The organism is Hoeflea sp. AS60, from assembly GCF_038900115.1.
Taxonomy (GTDB): Bacteria; Pseudomonadota; Alphaproteobacteria; order Rhizobiales; family Rhizobiaceae; genus Hoeflea.
Genome location: NZ_JBBMQP010000001.1, coordinates 946,599 through 965,365 on the forward strand (window position 1 = coordinate 946,599; position 18,767 = coordinate 965,365).

An 18,767-nucleotide genomic window follows, 5' to 3' on the forward strand; every position below is an offset into this window, starting at 1 on the left:
AAACATTAATGACCGCTTATATAAGTATTTGCCATTGAGGTTTCAACCGGCAAACGCCTTGGTACTGCCTCTCACGATCAGTTCCACTTCGAGAATTGTCGTCTCAACGGCAGGAGAGGTGTTGGTCTGAATATGGTTGATCAGCATTCTGGCTGCGGACATGCCAATTTTCTTGCGTGGTTGGCGTAGCGTGGTCAGTGCGGGAATGAAACGCTTGGCAATTGCAATGTCATCAAACCCGACCACTGAGACATCATCGGGAACCGAGACGTCGTTCAGCGCCAGCTCGGAAATAAAGCCAAACGCCATCTGGTCGGATTGGCAGAACACGGCGCTGGGGCGCTGATCGAGCTGCAGCCAAGCCTGTGCAGCGCGTGCGCCGGCATCAAGGCTGAAATCACCTGAAAACCGATGCAGCGGGTTGAACACCAGACTTTCCGCTGCGAGCGCCTTCAGCGCGCCCCTGCTTCGGTCGTGGGTGAGTACGTTGTCGTCCGGTCCGGTGATCATCCCGATCGTGCGGTGCCCAAGCCCGGCGAGATGCGAGATCGCCAATGCGCCGCCGCGGGTGTTGTTGGCGCGCACGGATGAGAACTCGCCCTTCGGCGTCCACTCGCAGGCGAAGATGATCGGCGGGGCGCCGGAGCCGGAACTGGCGACCGAAAGAATCGCGTCGGGCAGCGAGCCATCGAGTGCAATTATTCCGTCAGCGCGCGTCGCGTGCAGATACTCCAGAACCAGCTGCGGCTTCATGTGGGCCTGTCTTGTGTCCACGACAAGCATGTTGATATCGGCTTCCGACAGCGCTGTTTCGATCCCCGCAAGGATCTCGGAGAAAAACGGATTACCGATATTGGGGACCAGCACCACGATCGCGCCGGTCCGCTGGCGCCTGAGATTCCGCGCCGATAGATTGACCCTGTAACCGGTCTTTTCCGCGGCTGCAAGAACGGTGTTACGTGTTGATTCTGCTACAGTTTCCGGCTTGCTCAGCGCCCGGCTTACGGTCGCTGTCGAAACGCCTGCAAGCCGTGCGACGTCTGTGATTTTCGGCGCTTTCGATTCCATGGTGAGCTGCATTCCCGCTTCTGCGAGACGGGCTTGAGGCACGTAACGCAAATATCACTTGACTCCAAATCGCATCGCGGTCAAGCTTTATGTAATCGATTGCAGTGCAGCATTTTCATCGCCGATGTAATCGATTGAAAACGGTGTGAGGACACCGGTGGGCCCGGACCGCTGCGGGAGAGCAACGAGGCCGGGGAGGAACATTCCTGGGAGGGAACTCGATGAATACATTGAAGCTATTTCTTGCTGGTGCATCCGCGCTCGCACTCTCGACGTCCGTCAACGCGACAGACCTGGAAGTAACCCATTGGTGGACATCCGGCGGCGAAGCCGCGGCTGTTGCCGAATTTGCCAGGATGTTTGACGCAACTGGCAACAAGTGGATTGACGGCGCGATCGCCGGCGGCGGCGGCACTGCCCGCCCGGTCATGATTTCCCGCATCACCGGCGGTGATCCGATGGCAGCCACCCAGTTCAACCACGGCCGTCAGGCCGAAGAGCTGATCGAAGCCGGTTTGATGCTGGACCTTACCGAACTGGCAGAAAAGGAAGGCTGGAAGGATATCGTCAATCCGCCAAGCCTGCTCGACAGCTGCACGCTCGATGGTCGTATCTACTGCGTTCCGGTCAACATTCACTCGCCACAGTGGCTTTGGCTGTCCCATGCCGCCTTTGAAAAGGCCGGGGTTGCTGTTCCCACGAACTGGGAAGAATATGTTGCCGCCGCACCGAAGTTGCGCGATGCCGGCATCCTGCCGCTTGCTGTTGGTCAGCAGCCCTGGCAGTCAAACCTTCTGTTCGGGGCCGTCCAGATTGGTGTAGGCGGTATCGACCTCTGGAAGCAGATCAATCTGAACAAGGATGTGGCTGCAGCCAGCGGTCCGGAAATGGCCAAGGTCTTTCAGGCCATGGGTGATGCCCGCGAAATGGCGGACGGCTCCAACGTTCAGGACTGGAACCAGGCCACCAACATGGTGATTACAGGAACCGCAGGCGGCCAGATCATGGGCGACTGGGCGCAGGGTGAATTCCAGGTTGCCAATCAGGTTGCCGGCAAGGACTACACCTGCCTTCCGGGCCTTGGTGTAAATGAGTATCTCTCAACCGGCGGCGACGCCTTCTATTTCCCGAAACTGAAGGATCCGGAGAAGGCAGCAGCACAGCTTGAGCTGGCCTCGATGATGATCTCGAAGGAAGCCCAGGTTGCCTTCAACCTGAAAAAGGGCTCGCTTCCGATCCGCGGCGATATCGACCTCTCCGCAGCCAATGACTGCATGAAGAAGGGTCTGGAAATTCTTGCGACCGGCAACCTGCTGCCTTCTGGCGACCAGGTGTTCTCGGCCGACACCCAGACCCAGTTCAACGATCTCATGGTTGAGTTCATGAACGACAAGAGCATCACACCTGAAGATGCTCAGAAGCGATACGCAGCTATCGTGGAATCCGCTGACTGATCAAGTCCTTGATCGCGCCGCCGGTCCGTTGAAGCGGATCGGCGGTCATCAGCACCTGGAGACCGGCGATGACCACCACAAGCGCGCCTGCGTCTACGCAGCGTCCCTCACGTCTATTTCGCAACAAGGCGGCCAAGATTGCTGCCATTCCCATGATCCTGACTGCGTTGGTGGTTTTCATGGGGGGAACGATCTGGACGATCGTCTACTCGTTCACCAAGTCCAGACTGCTGCCCAAGGCGAATTTCATCGGCCTTGACCAGTACGAACGTCTTTGGTCGAGCTCCAAATGGATGATCGCGATCGAGAACCTGTTCATCTACGGGGTGTGTTCGGTGGTCTTCTCGCTCATTATCGGCTTTGTTCTTGCCGCCCTTCTTGATCAGAAGATCCGCTTCGAGAACACCTTCCGGACAATCCTGCTCTATCCCTTCGCCCTTTCCTTCATTGTCACTGGTCTCGTGTGGCAGTGGATCCTGAACCCTGATTTCGGCATCCAGAAAGTGGTTCGTGCAACCGGATGGGAGAGCTTTTCCTTCGATCCGCTCAACAACCAGAACATCGTCATCTATGGCATTCTCATCGCCGGCCTCTGGCAGGGCACGGGCCTGATCATGTGCCTGATGCTCGCTGGCCTGCGCGGCATTGACGAGGATATCTGGAAGGCGGCGCGTGTGGACGGCATTCCCGCCTGGAAGACCTATCTGTTCATCGTCATTCCGATGATGCGTCCGGTGTTCGTCACCACGCTGGTCATCATCGCCTCGGGTATCGTCAAACTCTACGACCTCGTCATCGCCCAGACCTCCGGCGGACCCGGCATCGCGTCCGAAGTCCCGGCGAAATACGTCTACGATGCCATGTTCCTGTCGCAGAACCTCGGTCAGGGCTTTGCCGGCTCCACGATGATGCTGCTTGCGGTTTTGATCGTCCTCATCCCCTGGGCTTACATGGAATTTGGAGGACGCCAGCGTGGCTGATGTGATTTCTCACGACACCGCAGGGGCTGCGCCCCTGAACAGAACGCGCCTCCTGGAGGGCCCGCAGGGCGCCAAGCCCAAGCGCGCCATCTCTCCGCGCAATATCTTCATCTACGGAACGCTGCTTCTGGTCTCGATCTACTATCTGCTGCCGCTCTACGTAATGATCGTGACTTCGCTGAAGGGCATGCCGGAGATCAGGCTCGGAAATATCTTCGCGCCGCCGGTGGAAATCACCTTCGAGCCCTGGGTGAAGGCCTGGGCAACCGCCTGCACGGGCCTGAATTGTGATGGCCTCTCGCGCGGTTTCTGGAATTCGGTACGTATCACCATACCATCCGTCATCCTGTCGATCGCAATTGCTTCGGTGAACGGCTATGCGCTGGCCAACTGGCGCTTCAAGGGTGCGGATGTCTTCTTCACCATCCTGATCTTCGGAGCCTTCATCCCCTACCAGGTGATGCTCTACCCGATCGTCATTCTGCTGCGCGAACTGGGGATCTACGGCACCTTGTGGGGCTTGATCCTGGTTCACACCATCTTTGGCATGCCAATCCTCACCCTGCTGTTCCGCAACTATTTCACCACCGTGCCCGAAGAGTTGTTCAAGGCGGCGCGCGTCGATGGCGCGGGCTTCTGGGGCATCTATTTCAAGATCATGCTGCCGATGAGCCTGCCGATCTTCGTCGTTGCCATGATCATCCAGATCACCGGCATCTGGAACGATTTCCTCTTCGGCGTGGTCTACACAAAACCTGACGTCTATCCGATGACGGTCCAGCTCAACAACATCGTCAATTCGGTCCAGGGCGTGAAGGAGTACAATGTGAATATGGCAGCGACCATCATCACCGGGCTCGTTCCCCTGTTCATCTATTTCATTTCCGGGAAACTTTTCGTGCGCGGCATCGCCGCCGGCGCGGTGAAAGGGTAAGTATAGTGACCAGTGTATCGATCCGTGATCTGACATTGAAATTCGGATCTCTTGAAGTCCTCAAATCGCTCAACATCGATATTGATGAAGGTGAGTTCCTGGTTCTTCTCGGACCATCGGGCTGCGGCAAGTCAACGCTGCTCAACTGCATCGCCGGCCTGCTCGATATCTCCGATGGCCAGATCTTCATCGGCGGAAAGAATGTCACCTGGTCCGAACCGAGCGAGCGTGGCATCGGCATGGTGTTTCAGTCCTACGCGCTCTATCCGCAGATGTCGGTTGAAGGAAATCTGGCCTTTGGCCTGAAGAATGCCCGCATGCCGAAGGACGAAATTGCCAAGCGGATTGCGCGCGCGGCCGAAGTTCTGCAGATCGAACCGCTGTTGCAGCGCAAGCCTGCGCAGCTGTCCGGCGGCCAGCGTCAGCGTGTCGCCATCGGAAGGGCTTTGGTGCGCGATGTCGATGTGTTCCTCTTCGATGAGCCCCTGTCCAATCTGGATGCCAAGCTGCGCGCCGAACTCAGGGTCGAAATAAAGCGGCTGCATCATCGGCTCAAGAACACCATGATCTACGTGACCCACGATCAGATCGAGGCGCTGACACTGGCCGACCGGATCGCTATCATGCGCAGCGGCATTATCCAGCAACTCGACACACCAAATGAAATCTACAACCGTCCGGTCAATCTCTATGTTGCGGGCTTCATGGGCTCGCCGGGCATGAATTTCATCGAAGGCGAGATCTCCGGAGCGGGTGATTCCATCTTCAGTTTTGCCTCCACGCAGATCCCGCTGGCGCGCTATCCCTTTGTTCAGGAAGATCCGCCGAAAAAAGTGATCTTCGGGATCAGACCGGAACACGTCACCTGCGGAACGGCGGCAGCCGATGAACCTTTCATTGTCGATGTTGAAATCGAGGTTGTCGAGCCGATGGGAGCCGACACCCTCGTTTGGTCTGTGCTGGACGGCAAGGAATTCCGTTTCCGGGTCGACGGGCAAAGCCAGCTGCACCCCGGACAAATGATCAGGATCGGGTTCGATCCGGCCAAGGCCTCCATCTTCGATGCGGCCACCGAACTGCGGCTCTGACGAAAAGTAGCGCCCGGTCGAATGCGATTGAGCGCTTCCAATTCGCAATAGTTCACGCCGGTCCGGTGATGAAAACTGAAGAATCGAACAAGACATAGACAAGGCATAATCAGGAAAGTCCAAACCGATGAACTTCTCGCTTCAACTTTACAGTGTCCGCAATTTCCAGCCCTGGTCCGACGTCCTGGCGATGCTCGCCGCCGCCGGATACAAGAATGTCGAGGGATTCGGCGGCGTCTACGAGGACCCAGCGGCGTTTCGCAAGCTCATGTATCAGAATGGACTGGCCATGCCGTCGGGACATTTTTCGATCGATGCGCTGGAAGGCGACCTGGAGACGGTGTTCGCAACCGCATCCACCCTTGGGATCAAGCGGATCTACTGCCCGCATATTGTTGCTGATAAACGCCCGACCGATAAGGCTGGCTGGCAGGCCTTCGCCGCGCGGCTGAGCGCGGTTGGTGAGAAGGTCCGGGCTGCGGGTTACGGTTTTGGCTGGCACAATCATGATTTTGAGTTCGCGGCGCTCGCTGATGGTTCAGTGCCGATGCAGATCCTGCTGGATACCGCGCCTGAGCTCGATTGGGAGGCCGACATTGCATGGATAATCCGCGGTGGCGCGGATGCGCCGGACTGGATTGCCCGTCATGGCGACAGGATCACCGCCGTGCATGTCAAGGACATCGCAGCCGCAGGAGAAGCCACGGACGAAGACGGCTGGGCCGATGCCGGTCACGGCACGGTCGACTGGACCGGACTGTTCAAGCAGCTCAAGGCCCAAACGCCGGCAAAGCTCTTCATCATGGAGCATGACAATCCTTCTGACGCCGGCCGGTTCGCATCGCGATCCCTCGACTGGTGCCGTGGCGCTGCGGAGTAAGGCAAATGACAAGAGTTCTTGGTGTAGGCATCATCGGCTGCGGCAATATCTCGGCGGCCTATCTGGGCTTGGCTCCCCTGTTCAAGGGCATTGAGGTGCGCGCTTGCGCCGATATCAATCCGGAGGCGGCAAAGGCACGCGCGGCCGAATATGGCATCCGCGCCGAAACTGTCGAGGATCTTCTGGCGGCCGACGACATCGACATGATCGTCAACCTGACAGTGCCCGCGGTCCACTATGCGGTGTCGGCCCAGGTGCTCGATGCAGGCAAGCATGTCTATTCGGAAAAACCCTTCGTGCTCTCGGTCGAAGAGGGCCGGGATCTCGCAAAACGAGCGGAAAAGAAGGGGCTTAGGGTCGGCTCTGCGCCTGACACCTTCCTCGGCGGCGCGCATCAGTTGGCGCGTCATCTGGTTGAAACCGGCGCTGCCGGCCGCATCACTGGAGGCACATGCCACGTCTTGAGCCCCGGCATGGAGCACTGGCACCCCAACCCCGATTTCTTCTTCAAGCCCGGCGGCGGTCCGATCCTCGATCTCGGTCCCTACTACATTTCCAATCTGGTGCAACTGATCGGCCCGGTCGTCCGCGTCACCGCCATGTCCTCGATCCCGAGCCCGGAGCGCAAGATCACGTCTCAGCCGCGCCATGGCGAGATGATCACGGTCGAAACCCCGACCACGATTCATGCGGTACTCGAATTTGCCAATGGTGCGGTCGTCACGCTGGGCGCGAGCTGGGACGTCAAGACCCATGGCCATCGGCCGATGGAACTCTACGGTACCGAAGCAAGCCTCGTCGTTCCCGATCCGAATTTCTTCGGTGGCAAGGTCGAGATGCTCGGCCAGGGTGGCGAAGCCTTGGCCTTGCCTGAATGGGATCATGCCCTAGGTGTGCCCAATCAGAAGCATAATCAGGGCATGATGGCCAATTACCGCACTGCGGGCCTAGCCGACATGGCAATGGCCATCCTGGAAAATCGACCGCATCGCTGCTCGCTGGAGTTTGCACTTCACGTGGTAGACGTTATGACGGCGATCCTCCGCTCTGGGGAAACCGGCGAATTCATTCGTCCAACCACCAGCTGTGAGCAACCGGCCCCGCTTGGCATCGAGGAGGCGGCCGCGCTCCTCAACCAGAAAGACACCTGACCATGTGGAAACCAGCACCCGGCCGCTACGACTCCATGAGCTATCGGCGGACCGGTCGATCCGGCCTCAAACTGCCAGCGATCTCTCTCGGCCTGTGGCACAATTTCGGCGGGGATACGCCGCATGAACTCAAGCGCGATCTCTGCCGCACCGCGTTTGATCTCGGCATCACCCATTTTGATCTCGCCAACAATTACGGCCCGCCTCCAGGCTCGGCCGAAACGGCTTTCGGCGAGATCCTGAAGACCGATTTCCATGGCCTGCGTGATGAAATGGTCATCTCTTCAAAGGCCGGATATGGCATGTGGCCCGGACCTTACGGCGAGTGGGGCAGCCGCAAATATCTCGTCTCGAGCTGCGACCAGAGCCTCAAGCGCATGGGTCTCGACTATGTCGACATCTTCTATTCGCATCGCTTTGACCCGGATACACCACTTGAAGAAACCATGATGGCGCTGGATCACATCGTCCGGTCTGGCCGGGCGCTCTATGCCGGCATCTCGAGCTACAACTCGAAGCGGACAAAGGAAGCCGCCGCGATTCTCAAGCAGCTCGGAACGCCTTGCCTCATTCATCAGCCGAGTTACTCGATGATCAACCGCTGGGTCGAGGATGATGGCCTGCTCGATACGCTTGATGAAGAGGGCATCGGTTCGATCGTTTTCTCGCCGCTGGCCCAGGGCATGCTGACCGGCAAATATCTGGGTGGCATCCCCGATGACAGCCGCGCCGCACAGGACAAGTCGCTCAATGCAGGCTTCCTCAACGAGCGCAATCTCGGCAACATCCGCGCGCTCAACGAAATCGCCAAGCGCCGTGGCCAGACGCTGGCGCAGATGGCGCTTGCCTGGGTGCTTCGCGGCGGACGCGTCACCACGGCCCTGATTGGCGCCAGCAAACCGCAGCAGATCATCGATTGCGTCGGCGCGCTCGACAATCAGGATTTCACCGAAGCCGAGCTCGCTGAAATCGATACCTATGCCCGTGATGCCGACATCAACCTGTGGGCGGCGTCCGCCGAGCGTGAGGGACCGAAAAGAAAATGATCATCAATCCGATTCTGCCCGGCTTCAATCCGGACCCATCGATCTGCCGGGCAGGACCGGACTATTACATCGCCACCTCGACATTCGAGTGGTACCCCGGCGTCCAGATCCATCACTCGACGGATCTGGTCAACTGGCGGCTGGTGGGGCGTCCACTCAACCGCGCCAGCCAACTCGACATGCGTGGAAATCCGGATTCCTGCGGCATCTGGGCGCCGTGCCTGTCCTATGCCGATGGTCTGTTCTGGCTGGTCTATACCGACGTCAAACGGCTCGATGGCAATTTCAAGGATGCTCACAACTACATCGTCACCGCGTCAGATATCGCCGGACCATGGTCCGATCCGGTCTACATCAATTCCTCCGGCTTCGATCCCTCGCTGTTTCATGATGATGACGGGCGCAAATGGTTCCTCAACATGGTCTGGAATCATCGCACCGATTCGATTGGCGGAAGCCCGAAGCACCCGGCATTCGCAGGCATTCTGGCGCAGGAATATGATGCCAAGGCTGGCAAGCTGATCGGTGAGCCGGTCAATATCTTTGCCGGCAGCTCGCACGGTCTGGTCGAGGGGTCGCATATCTTCAGGCGCGATGGCTGGTACTACATCACCGTGGCCGAAGGCGGCACCGGCTATGATCATGCGGTTACCATGGCGCGGTCGCGGAGTTTGACCGGACCTTATGAACTGCATCCCGACACATTCCTGATGACATCCAAGGATGCGCCCGAAGCACCCTTGCAGCGTGCCGGTCATGGTCAGATGGTCGAGACGCCTGACGGTCAGGTCTACCACACCCATCTGTGCTCGCGGCCATTGCCGGGAATTCGTCGGTCTCCGCTCGGTCGCGAGACGGCAATTCAGAAATGCGTCTGGGGCGATGATGGCTGGCTGCGTCTGTCCCACGGCGGTCTTGTGCCGGCTTTGGAAGTCGATGCGCCGGACCCGGGTAGCCGCAAATCGCCAGCGGAGCCGGTCAACCGGGAATTCACCGGCGATACGCTGCCTCAAGAGTTCCAGTGGCTGCGGACACCCTATCCCGAGCGCATATTCTCCATGACCGGATCGGCGCTGAGGCTTCACGCGCGTGAATCGATCGGCAGCTGGTTCGAACAGTCGCTGGTGGCGAGACGCCAGGAGCATCTCGGCTTCCGTGCGGAAACCATGGTTTCATTCGCGCCGCGCAATATCCAGCAGACCGCCGGGCTGGTGCACTATTACAACCGCTACAAGTTCCATTATCTGGCCGTCACCTGGCATGAAGAGCTGGGTCGGGCGCTGATGATCCTGAGTTGTCCCGGCGACTGGCCTGACGGAAAGCTGCAGTTTCCGCTCGCAAGACCGGTTGCCCTGCCGAAAGATGGCCCGGTTGAGCTGGCTATGAGCGTTGATGGCGCGGAATTGCAGTTCTTCTACCGGCTGTCCGGTGAGGACTGGCAAGCCGTCGGCCCCGTGCTTGACGCCAGCGTGATCTCGGATGAAGGCGGGCGTGGTGAACACGCCTCCTTCACCGGCGCCTTTACCGGAATGGCAGCCTTCGACACCTCCGGCAGCGCGATTGCCGCGGATTTTGACCGGTTTGCCTATATCCCGATCAGCGTCTGAGAGCGCGCCAGGCGAACACCAGTTCTGAGATCGGATAGTCTACCAGTGCGGCGGCGGCTGATTGGCGGCTGGTCCGCCGGTCTGGTCTTCGATGTCCTGAAACCGGTCACTGAGCCGTGCGAGCTCGCGTCGCAGCTTCTCGTTTTCTTTCCAGCCTTCGGTCAGTTGGCGAGACAGATCCTCGATCGCAGCCTGCTGGTGTGCCACCAGTTCTTCAAGCCGGACGATTCGGGGTTCGAAATCCGCGTCATGGTTCCCTGTCATTGAGCGATCTCCCCCAGTTTGGCGCGCCATGGCTCGGGCAGTTGCTCCGGCCGCCGTGTGACGCGGTCAACATATACATGAACGAACCTGCCATCGGCAAAAGCCGTTTCGTCATCGTTGCGAAACAGCCCGATGGCGTAGGTTACCGATGATCCACCGAGCCGTTCGACACGGATACCGGCGGTGATCCGGTCAGGAAACATTGCCTCCGCATGATAACGGCAGCCGGTTTCGACAACCAGACCAACAATGGCGCCGCCGAGTGGATCGAGCAGTCCCGCTTCAATCAGCCAGTGATTGATGGCTGTATCAAACAGCTGATAGTGCACCACATTGTTCATATGGCCATAGACATCATTATCGGCCCAGCGGGTCTGCAGGCTGCGGAAGACTTTGAAGTCGGTGAGAAGGGGTGGGGGCGTGCGTGTCATGAGTCTGCTTTCACCATGTCATGCGTGTGTGCACAAGAGTGCTGGTTTGCCAGAGCATCGCTTTCGGGACGTGTTGAAAACAACCGGCCATAAAAGCGCACCCCCAAATGATTCTGGACTTTGCTTTCAGAACTGTCGAGACTAAAGGATCAGCCCGAAATTTCGGAAAGAATTTCGGTCAGCCCCACACGTCCGGTCAGCGGGACAAGCGGTGTTCGAGTTTCGGATTTGCGATGTGATGCTCTGGACCGAAGGACGCGCCCATGAGCGGATTGTGATGGCGAACATGAAAATGACGAGGCGACATGAACGATATTGCCATTGAGCTGAAGGGGATCGACAAGAAGTTCGGCCTCGTTCACGCCAACAAGAACATCAACATGCGTGTTCGCAAGGGCACGATTCACGGCATCATCGGCGAGAACGGTGCTGGCAAGTCGACACTGATGTCGATCCTGTACGGCTTCTACCAGGCCGACAATGGCCACATTTTCGTTGATGGCAAGAAGACCGTCATCAAGGACCCGAATGCCGCCATCTCCGCGGGTATCGGCATGGTTCATCAGCATTTCATGCTGGTGGAGAATTTCAGCGTGCTCGAAAACATCATGTTGGGTGCGGAGGAAAGCCAGGTCCTCAATGCAGGCATCACCAAGGCCCGTCAGGAACTCAAGCGGCTGGAAAAAGAGTATGAGCTCGAGGTTGATCCAGATGCGATCATCGAGGAGCTGCCGGTCGGCATTCAGCAGCGTGTGGAAATCCTCAAGGCGCTCTATCGCGGCGCCGAGATCCTTATTCTTGACGAGCCCACCGGCGTGCTGACCCCGGCCGAGGCTGATCACCTGTTTCGCATTCTCGAGCAGCTCAAATCCCAGGGCAAGACCATCCTGCTGATCACCCACAAACTGCGGGAGATCATGGCGGTTACCGACGAAGTATCGGTGATGCGACGTGGAGAAATGGTCGCAACCCGGACAACGTCGGAAACCTCCGTGGAGGAGCTTGCCGAATTGATGGTTGGCCGCCACGTGCTGTTGCATGTGGAAAAGGGTCCTGCATCCCCGGGCGAGGTTCTGCTGTCCGTCGAGAATCTGACAGTGCGCGACAGCCGCGGCGTCGACATGGTCAAGAATGTCTCGTTCAATGTCCGGGCAGGCGAGATCGTCGGCATCGCCGGCGTTGCCGGCAATGGTCAGTCCGAATTGCTGCAGGCCGTTTCCGGCATTCGCCGGGCGGTGACGGGAAAGGTGCTGCTGCAGGGCGAGCCCATCCATGTCACCGGCAAGGTTGATCCTTCAGAGCTGCGTCACCGCGGCCTGGCCCATGTGCCCGAGGATCGGCAGCATATGGGGCTGGTGCTGAAATTCGACGAGAGCGAGAATTCGATACTCGGCTATCACGACGACCCGAAATATCTCAGCGGCATGTTTCTCAACATCGATGCAATCCGTAAGGATGCCGCCGAGAAAATCGAGAGATATGACATCCGGCCGCCCAATCCGCGGCTGAAAACCGCGAATTTTTCAGGCGGTAACCAGCAGAAGATCGTGCTGGCGCGCGAAATGGAGCGCGATCCGGCAGTTCTCATCATTGGCCAGCCGACCCGCGGCGTTGATGTCGGCGCCATCGAATTCATTCACAAGCGCATCATCGAAATGCGCGATGCTGGCAAAGCTGTCCTGCTGGTCTCGGTCGAACTCGACGAAATCCGGTCTTTGTCGGACCGGGTACTGGTGATGTTTGACGGCCGCGTTGTCGGCGAGCGCGCGCCGGATGCCAGCGAAGGCGAGCTTGGCCTGCTGATGGCCGGCGTGGAAGATACCAAGGAGGCAGCACAATGAGTGTGCCCTATGCAAAGCTGCCCGCCTGGGTGGATTACGGACTGATCCCGCTGATCAACCTGGCCGTCGCCTTTCTTGTTGCTGGCCTGGTGGTGCTGGCCGTTGGTGAAAGCCCGCTGCGCGCCGCAAGCCTGCTGATCGAGGGCGCATTCGGCTACGGCGAAGGCATCGGCTTTACGCTCTATTATGCCACCAACTTCATTTTCACCGGCCTGGCCGTCGCCATCGCCTTCCATTGCGGGCTGTTCAACATCGGCGGCGAAGGCCAGGCCTATGTCGCCGGCCTCGGCGTGGCGCTGCCCTGTCTGTGGCTTGACCAGTTTGCACCCTGGTATGTCATCTTCCCGGTCGCCATTCTCGGTTCCGCGCTGGTTGGCGGCTTCTGGGCGATGATCCCTGGATGGCTGCAGGCCAAGCGCGGTAGCCACGTGGTGATCACGACCATCATGTTCAATTTCATCGCCTCGAGCCTGATGGTCTATGTGCTGGTTGATGTGCTCAAGCCTGCGGGCTCTATGGCACCGCAAACTCGCACATTCGCCGAAAGCGGACAGTTGCCGCGGCTCGACTGGCTGCTGGCATCCTTCGGGCTCGATATCGGTGGCGCGCCGTTCAACCTGTCTTTCCTGCTGGCATTGGTCGCTGCCTTTGTGGTCTGGGTGGTCGTCTGGCGCACGAAGCTTGGCTATGAGATCCGCACCATGGGGCACAGTCCTTCGGCGGCAAGTTATGCAGGCATCCGCCAGAGTCGCATCATCATCATCACCATGATGATGTCCGGTGCGCTGGCCGGCATGATGGCGCTGAACCCGATCATGGGCGACCAGCACCGCATGCAGCTCGATTTTGTCGGCGGCGCCGGCTTTGTCGGCATCGCGGTGGCCCTGATGGGCCGTTCGCATCCGGTCGGTATTGTTCCGGCGGCTATTCTCTTCGGCGTGCTCTATCAGGGCGGCGCTGAAATCTCGTTCGAGATGCCGCAGATCTCGCGTGACATGATCACCATCATCCAGGGCCTGGTGATCCTGTTTGCCGGAGCTCTCGAGAACATGTTCCGTCCGGCCATCACCGCGTTTTTCGCGACGCTTGGTGGAGCCCGCTCCGACAAACCCCTGCCAGCGGCGGAGTAAGACCATGGAATATTTCGACACCCTCATCGTCATTCTGCAGTCCACCGTCCGTGTGTCGGTGCCGTTGATCCTGGCAGCACTCGCGGGTCTCTACTCCGAGCGCGCCGGCATTTTTGACATCGGGCTGGAAGGCAAGATGCTTGCCGCAGCCTTTGCCGGAGGCGCCGCGGCTTCTGTGACCGGTTCGGCTTTCATCGGGCTCTGTGCCGCCATCTTCGTCTCGGTCTGTCTGGCGCTGGTGCATGGCTTTGCCTCCATCACCCAGCGCGGCAACCAGATTGTCTCCGGTGTGGCAATCAATTTCATCGCGCTCGGCGCCACGGTCATTCTGGGCCAGGCCTGGTTCCGGCAGGGCGGCAGGACACCGCAATTGAGCGGTGATGCCCGCTTCACCACTGTCGAACTTCCTTTTGCCGCCGAGATTGCCGACATTCCGGTCATTGGCTCGATCTATTCGAACCTGCTGTCGGGCCATTTCCTGCTCACCTATCTGGCTTTCGCCCTGGTTCCGTTCACCTGGTGGGTGCTCTACCGGACCCGCTTCGGGCTGCGGCTGCGCGCGGTCGGGGAAAACCCGGGCGCGGTTGATACCGCCGGGATTTCGGTCACCTGGATGCGCTATCGTGCGGTGATCTGCTGCGGCATCCTCTGCGGCATCGCCGGAGCCTATCTGTCGATGGCCATGACCGCTGGTTTCGTCAAGGGAATGACCGCCGGCAAGGGCTTCATCGCACTCGCAGCGCTGATCTTCGCCAAGTGGAAGCCGGTTAACGTGATGTTTGCCTGCCTGCTGTTCGGTTTCCTCGACGCAATGTCGATCCGCATGCAGGGCAACGAGCTGCCAATCATCGGCGTGGTGCCGGTGCAGTTCATGCAGGCCTTGCCCTATCTGCTGACCGTGATCCTGCTCGCAGGCTTCATCGGCAAGGCCATCCCGCCGCGCGCTGGCGGTGTGCCCTATGTGAAGGAACGATAAGATGGCTCATGATCTGTTTGAAGCTGCCCGCGACGCCATGGCCAAATGCCATGCGCCCTACTCGAAGTTCCCGGTCGGCGCGGCCATTCGCGCCGATGACGGCAAGATCCACGCAGGCGCCAATATCGAGGTCCTTTCCTTCCCCGAGGGCTGGTGTGCGGAAACAACCGCGATCAGCCACATGGTCATGGCCGGCGGCACACGTATCCGCGAAGTCGCGGTGATTGCCGAAAAGCTCGAGCTGTGCCCGCCCTGCGGCGGCTGCCGGCAGCGGCTGGCCGAATTTGCCGATGCCGACACGCTGATCCATCTGTGTGATGCGGAAGGCGTCAAGCAAACGCTGCGAATGGACGAACTGCTTCCCTATGCCTTCAAGACTGAGGTGATTGGATGAGTTCGGCGATCGACGTCCTTATCGACCGTCTGCATGGGCTTATGCCGCGTCATGCGCTCGTGCTCGGGTCCGGACTGGGGTCACTGGTCGAAACGGTGACGGATCCGATCCGCATTCCCTATGCCGATTTGCCGGGATTTCCCGAAAGTGGCGTTTCCGGTCATGCCGGCGAGGTTGTCGCCGGGCTGATTGGCAAGACGCCGGTGGTCATCCTGTCGGGCCGCGTGCACTATTATGAGCATGGTAAAGCTGATGCCATGCGGGTGCCGCTGGAAGCTCTCAAGGGGATTGGCGTGACCGATCTGATCTTGACCAATTCGGCCGGATCGCTGCGTCAGGACATGCCGCCCGGATCCGTCATGCGGATCTCCGACCACATCAATTTTTCCGGCACCAACCCGTTGTTTGGCGAACCGAGCGATCGCCGTTTTGTCGGCATGACAAATGCCTATGATGTCGAGCTTGGTGACCGCATGAAGACGGCCGCCCGAAATACCGAAACCGAACTGCATGAAGGTGTCTACATGTGGTTTTCCGGCCCGAGTTTCGAAACCCCGGCTGAAATCCGCATGGCGCGAACCTTTGGCGCTGATGCGGTGGGCATGTCCACTGTCCCCGAAGTCATCCTCGCCCGGTTTCTGGGAATCAACGTGATTGCCGCATCGGTGATCACCAATTACGGGGCAGGCATGACCGGCGGCGAACTCAGCCACCAGGAAACCAAGGACATGGCGCCCATAGGCGGCAAGCGCCTGTCCACGATCCTGACCGCAATGTTTGAAAACACGGACCAATCCCATGGCTGACCCGATCGATCTCTCGTCCCTCAAGGCCGTTGCCGCCGCAGCATTTGCCTGCCTCGATCTGACCGAACTTGGCGATTCCGCCACCGAGGAAGCAACGCTCTCGCTGGTGGAAAGGGCAATCAACGATCATGGATCAGCGGCGGCCGTCTGCATCTGGCCGCGTTTCGTTGCAGCCGCACGCAAAAAGCTGGGCGAAAATTCACCGGTTCGCATCGCCACCGTGGTCAATTTCCCCTCTGGCGATTTGCCGGTCGATAAAGTCGTCGCGGAGACCGCGGGCGCCGTGGCTGACGGAGCAGACGAGATCGATCTGGTCATTCCGTGGAAGGCATTTGTCGCAGGCGACGAGAAGGCAGTGCGCGAGATGATCCGCGCAGTCCGTGCTGCAGCCCCGGCACCGGTCACGCTCAAGACCATCCTTGAGACCGGAGAAATCAAGGACCCGGCGCTGATTGCGCGCGCGTCCGATATTGCCCTGGAAGAGCAGGCTGACTTCATCAAGACCTCTACCGGCAAGGTGGCAGTCAACGCCACCCTGGAATCGGCCCGGATCATGCTCGAGGCGATCAGGCGGTCAGACCGCAAGGCAGGCTTCAAGCCCGCCGGCGGCATTCGCACGGTTGAGGATGCACGCGCCTATTTCGCCCTGTGCGACGAAATCCTCGGCCCGGGCTGGGTTGCGCCGGCGAATTTTCGTTTCGGCGCCTCCGGGCTGCTGGGAGACATCATCGCCACGCTTGAAGATCGCTCCAAACTCGCCGGTCAGGGAGAGGCCTATTGAGTTTCCTTCCGCAGGAGATCATCCGCACCAAGCGCGATGGTGGTGAGCTTGATCCCGCCGACATCGCTGTTTTCATCCGCGGCCTCACCGATGGAAGTGTAAGTGAGGGTCAGGTCGCCGCGTTCGCCATGGCGGTGTTCTTTCAGGATATGAGCCGCAGTGAAGCGGTGGCGTTGACCGTCTCCATGCGCGATTCCGGCGAAGTTCTGTCCTGGCCGGAACTCGACCGACCGGTGGTCGACAAGCACTCAACGGGCGGCGTCGGCGACAACGTCTCCCTGATGCTGGCCCCGATCGCTGCAGCCTGCGGACTGGCGGTTCCGATGATTTCCGGCCGGGGATTGGGTCACACCGGCGGAACGCTCGACAAGATGGAATCGATCCCCGGTTACACGGCGATGCCGGACAGTGTCCTGTTTCGCAAGGTTGTCGGCTCGTCTGGCTGCGCCATCATCGGCCAGACCGGCAATCTCGCGCCAGCCGACAAGCGATTTTACGGAGTGAGGGATGTGACCGCCACGGTCGAATCCGTTCCCCTGATCACAGCTTCGATCCTGTCGAAAAAGCTTGCCGCCGGGCTTGGCGCCCTGGTGCTCGATGTCAAATGCGGCAACGGCGCATTCATGGACAGTCCGGACCGGGCCAACGAGCTGGCGCGCTCCCTGGTTGAAGTGGCCGTTGGCGCGGGGATGCCGACCACCGCGCTCGTCACCGATATGAACCAGCCACTGGCTAGTGCCGCCGGCAATGCGGTGGAAGTCAGGAACGCAGCCGATTTTCTGACCGGAAAAGCCCGCGACGGCCGGCTGCTGCAAGTCACTCTGGCCCTTGCCGCCGAAATGCTGGTGTCAGGTGGTCTGGCTGCAGATGTGGAAGAGGCGACAACGCGCGCGCTTGCGGTGTTGGACGATGGAAGTGCCGCCGAACGGTTCAACCGGATGGTGGCTGAACTCGGCGGGCCGCTGGATTTTCTTGGCGATCCGGACAGTCATCTGGAAAAGGCCCCGCTTGTCTCTGCCTGTCTTGCAGGACGGGACGGATATGTAACCGGCTATGATACGCGCGCTGTCGGATTGAGCGTCGTGGCGCTCGGCGGTGGGCGGACCCGTCCGGGCGACCCGGTGGATCATGCCGTGGGTCTGACCGGATTGCTGCCAGTAGGCACCCGTGTCGAGAAAGACACGCCGATCGCTCTTGTCCACGCACGCAACGCCGACCAGTTGGCCGGTGCCGAGCAGGCGCTGCGCAAGGCGATCCATTTCGGCGATGCCGCTATCGCCGATGTGCCGGTTGTGATCGGCCGGCACGGATGATGCAGGGCCCTTGGCCTTCAGACGGCTCCATCCAAAGATGATCGGCTAGTTGACCAGCTCCAGTTTGTTGTTCGTGACGCGATAGGAGTGGAGCTTGTTCATGAAACTCATGCCGATCAGCGTTGACGAAAGCGCTTTGTCATCAAGCACAAAGGCTTCGACATTGTCGACCGAAATAGATCCGATCTCCATCCGGTTGAGGGTAACCAGCGCTGCGGTCGTGGTTCCGTTGGCGGTACGCACCTGGTGCTTGAAATCCGAAGAGGCCAATCCCAGTCCAAGAGTGCGCGCGGTCGAGGTGTTGATCGCAACATAGGTCGCCCCGGTGTCGATCAGTCCCCGGACATTGCGCCCGTTGATGCGGAAGTCCCCAGTGAAATGACCATCACGGTTTATCGGCACCAGCGCAGCTCGAACACCCGTTGTGTAATGAGCCACCGGCTTGGCAGCGGTCTTCTTTGCCGGGACGGCAGCGGACTCATGACGGGCACCTTCCGATCCGGTGTTTGCATCCGTGAGAGCTGATATGTCCTGCGCATAGTAGGGCAGGCCCGAAACGACCAGCACCGCGCAGAAAACGAAAAACAGATTTTTGATCACGCCGGTACTCCATATAATACCGG

General features: G+C 59.4%; 19 protein-coding genes. 15 read left to right on the forward strand and 4 right to left on the reverse strand.

The annotated features are described in order from the left end of the window. Window positions 1-42 precede the first annotated feature (42 nt). Window positions 43-1,068 (reverse strand): LacI family DNA-binding transcriptional regulator, encoded by a 1,026-nt coding sequence (locus WNZ14_RS04460; protein WP_342867392.1) that lies wholly within the window; start codon window positions 1,066-1,068, stop codon window positions 43-45. A gap of 221 nt (window positions 1,069-1,289) precedes the next feature. Here WNZ14_RS04460 and WNZ14_RS04465 point away from each other — a divergent pair, with 221 nt between their 5' ends. The 8 genes from WNZ14_RS04465 (at window position 1,290) to WNZ14_RS04500 (ending at window position 10,208) form a co-directional block, all read left to right on the forward strand. Then, window positions 1,290-2,522, forward strand: a complete 1,233-nt coding sequence (locus WNZ14_RS04465; protein WP_342867393.1) for an ABC transporter substrate-binding protein — start codon at window positions 1,290-1,292, stop codon at window positions 2,520-2,522. Between the two features lie 68 nt (window positions 2,523-2,590). Beyond that, window positions 2,591-3,502, forward strand: a complete 912-nt coding sequence (locus WNZ14_RS04470; protein WP_342867394.1) for a sugar ABC transporter permease — start codon at window positions 2,591-2,593, stop codon at window positions 3,500-3,502. 52 nt (window positions 3,503-3,554) lie between these two features. After that, window positions 3,555-4,436, forward strand: coding sequence for a carbohydrate ABC transporter permease (locus WNZ14_RS04475; protein ID WP_342868508.1), 882 nt, complete (start codon window positions 3,555-3,557; stop codon window positions 4,434-4,436). A 5-nt stretch (window positions 4,437-4,441) separates the two neighbouring features. Further along, window positions 4,442-5,524 (forward strand): ABC transporter ATP-binding protein, encoded by a 1,083-nt coding sequence (locus tag WNZ14_RS04480; RefSeq protein WP_342867395.1) that lies wholly within the window; start codon window positions 4,442-4,444, stop codon window positions 5,522-5,524. Between the two features lie 127 nt (window positions 5,525-5,651). Continuing rightward, a complete protein-coding gene (locus WNZ14_RS04485; protein WP_342867396.1) occupies window positions 5,652-6,404 on the forward strand; it encodes a sugar phosphate isomerase/epimerase in 753 nt (250 codons plus the stop codon). Window positions 6,405-6,409: 5 nt separating this feature from the next. After that, a complete protein-coding gene (locus WNZ14_RS04490; protein WP_342867397.1) occupies window positions 6,410-7,555 on the forward strand; it encodes a Gfo/Idh/MocA family oxidoreductase in 1,146 nt (381 codons plus the stop codon). A 2-nt stretch (window positions 7,556-7,557) separates the two neighbouring features. Continuing rightward, window positions 7,558-8,601: an L-glyceraldehyde 3-phosphate reductase gene (mgrA, locus tag WNZ14_RS04495; protein ID WP_342867398.1), complete on the forward strand. Its 1,044-nt coding sequence runs from the start codon at window positions 7,558-7,560 to the stop codon at window positions 8,599-8,601. Beyond that, window positions 8,598-10,208: a glycoside hydrolase family 43 protein gene (locus WNZ14_RS04500; RefSeq protein ID WP_342867399.1), complete on the forward strand. Its 1,611-nt coding sequence runs from the start codon at window positions 8,598-8,600 to the stop codon at window positions 10,206-10,208. Before mgrA ends, WNZ14_RS04500 begins: the two co-directional genes overlap by 4 nt. 39 nt (window positions 10,209-10,247) lie before the next feature. On the opposite strand, the gene WNZ14_RS04505 is transcribed toward WNZ14_RS04500, so the two are convergent. Together WNZ14_RS04505 and WNZ14_RS04510 are read right to left on the reverse strand one after the other, a co-directional pair. Continuing rightward, a complete protein-coding gene (locus WNZ14_RS04505) occupies window positions 10,248-10,472 on the reverse strand; it encodes a SlyX family protein (protein WP_342867400.1) in 225 nt (74 codons plus the stop codon). Next, complete coding sequence (locus WNZ14_RS04510) at window positions 10,469-10,903, reverse strand: thioesterase family protein (RefSeq protein ID WP_342867401.1); 435 nt, start codon at window positions 10,901-10,903, stop codon at window positions 10,469-10,471. The genes WNZ14_RS04505 and WNZ14_RS04510 overlap by 4 nt, the downstream gene beginning before the upstream one ends. A 305-nt stretch (window positions 10,904-11,208) precedes the next feature. Here WNZ14_RS04510 and WNZ14_RS04515 point away from each other — a divergent pair, with 305 nt between their 5' ends. Genes WNZ14_RS04515 through deoA form a run of 7 tightly spaced genes read left to right on the forward strand, consistent with a single transcriptional unit; the run spans window position 11,209 to window position 18,144 of the window. Next, the gene (locus WNZ14_RS04515) at window positions 11,209-12,744 is read left to right on the forward strand and encodes an ABC transporter ATP-binding protein (protein ID WP_342867402.1); all 1,536 of its coding nucleotides are present in this window, start codon (window positions 11,209-11,211) and stop codon (window positions 12,742-12,744) included. Beyond that, entirely contained in the window at window positions 12,741-13,874 is a 1,134-nt protein-coding gene (locus WNZ14_RS04520) for an ABC transporter permease (RefSeq protein WP_342867403.1), read from the forward strand. Before WNZ14_RS04515 ends, WNZ14_RS04520 begins: the two co-directional genes overlap by 4 nt. 4 nt (window positions 13,875-13,878) lie before the next feature. Next, window positions 13,879-14,850 (forward strand): ABC transporter permease, encoded by a 972-nt coding sequence (locus WNZ14_RS04525; protein ID WP_342867404.1) that lies wholly within the window; start codon window positions 13,879-13,881, stop codon window positions 14,848-14,850. Window position 14,851: 1 nt separating this feature from the next. Beyond that, window positions 14,852-15,244 carry a cytidine deaminase gene (locus WNZ14_RS04530; protein ID WP_342867405.1) on the forward strand — a complete coding sequence of 131 codons (393 nt, stop codon included), beginning with the start codon at window positions 14,852-14,854 and terminating at the stop codon, window positions 15,242-15,244. Next, complete coding sequence (locus WNZ14_RS04535) at window positions 15,241-16,050, forward strand: purine-nucleoside phosphorylase (protein WP_342867406.1); 810 nt, start codon at window positions 15,241-15,243, stop codon at window positions 16,048-16,050. The genes WNZ14_RS04530 and WNZ14_RS04535 overlap by 4 nt, the downstream gene beginning before the upstream one ends. Before the next feature lie 4 nt (window positions 16,051-16,054). Beyond that, window positions 16,055-16,831: a deoxyribose-phosphate aldolase gene (deoC, locus tag WNZ14_RS04540; RefSeq protein WP_342868509.1), complete on the forward strand. Its 777-nt coding sequence runs from the start codon at window positions 16,055-16,057 to the stop codon at window positions 16,829-16,831. Next, window positions 16,828-18,144: a thymidine phosphorylase gene (gene deoA, locus WNZ14_RS04545; RefSeq protein ID WP_342867407.1), complete on the forward strand. Its 1,317-nt coding sequence runs from the start codon at window positions 16,828-16,830 to the stop codon at window positions 18,142-18,144. Before deoC ends, deoA begins: the two co-directional genes overlap by 4 nt. A gap of 45 nt (window positions 18,145-18,189) precedes the next feature. On the opposite strand, the gene WNZ14_RS04550 is transcribed toward deoA, so the two are convergent. After that, complete coding sequence (locus WNZ14_RS04550) at window positions 18,190-18,744, reverse strand: TIGR02281 family clan AA aspartic protease (RefSeq protein WP_342867408.1); 555 nt, start codon at window positions 18,742-18,744, stop codon at window positions 18,190-18,192. Window positions 18,745-18,767: the final 23 nt, after the last annotated feature.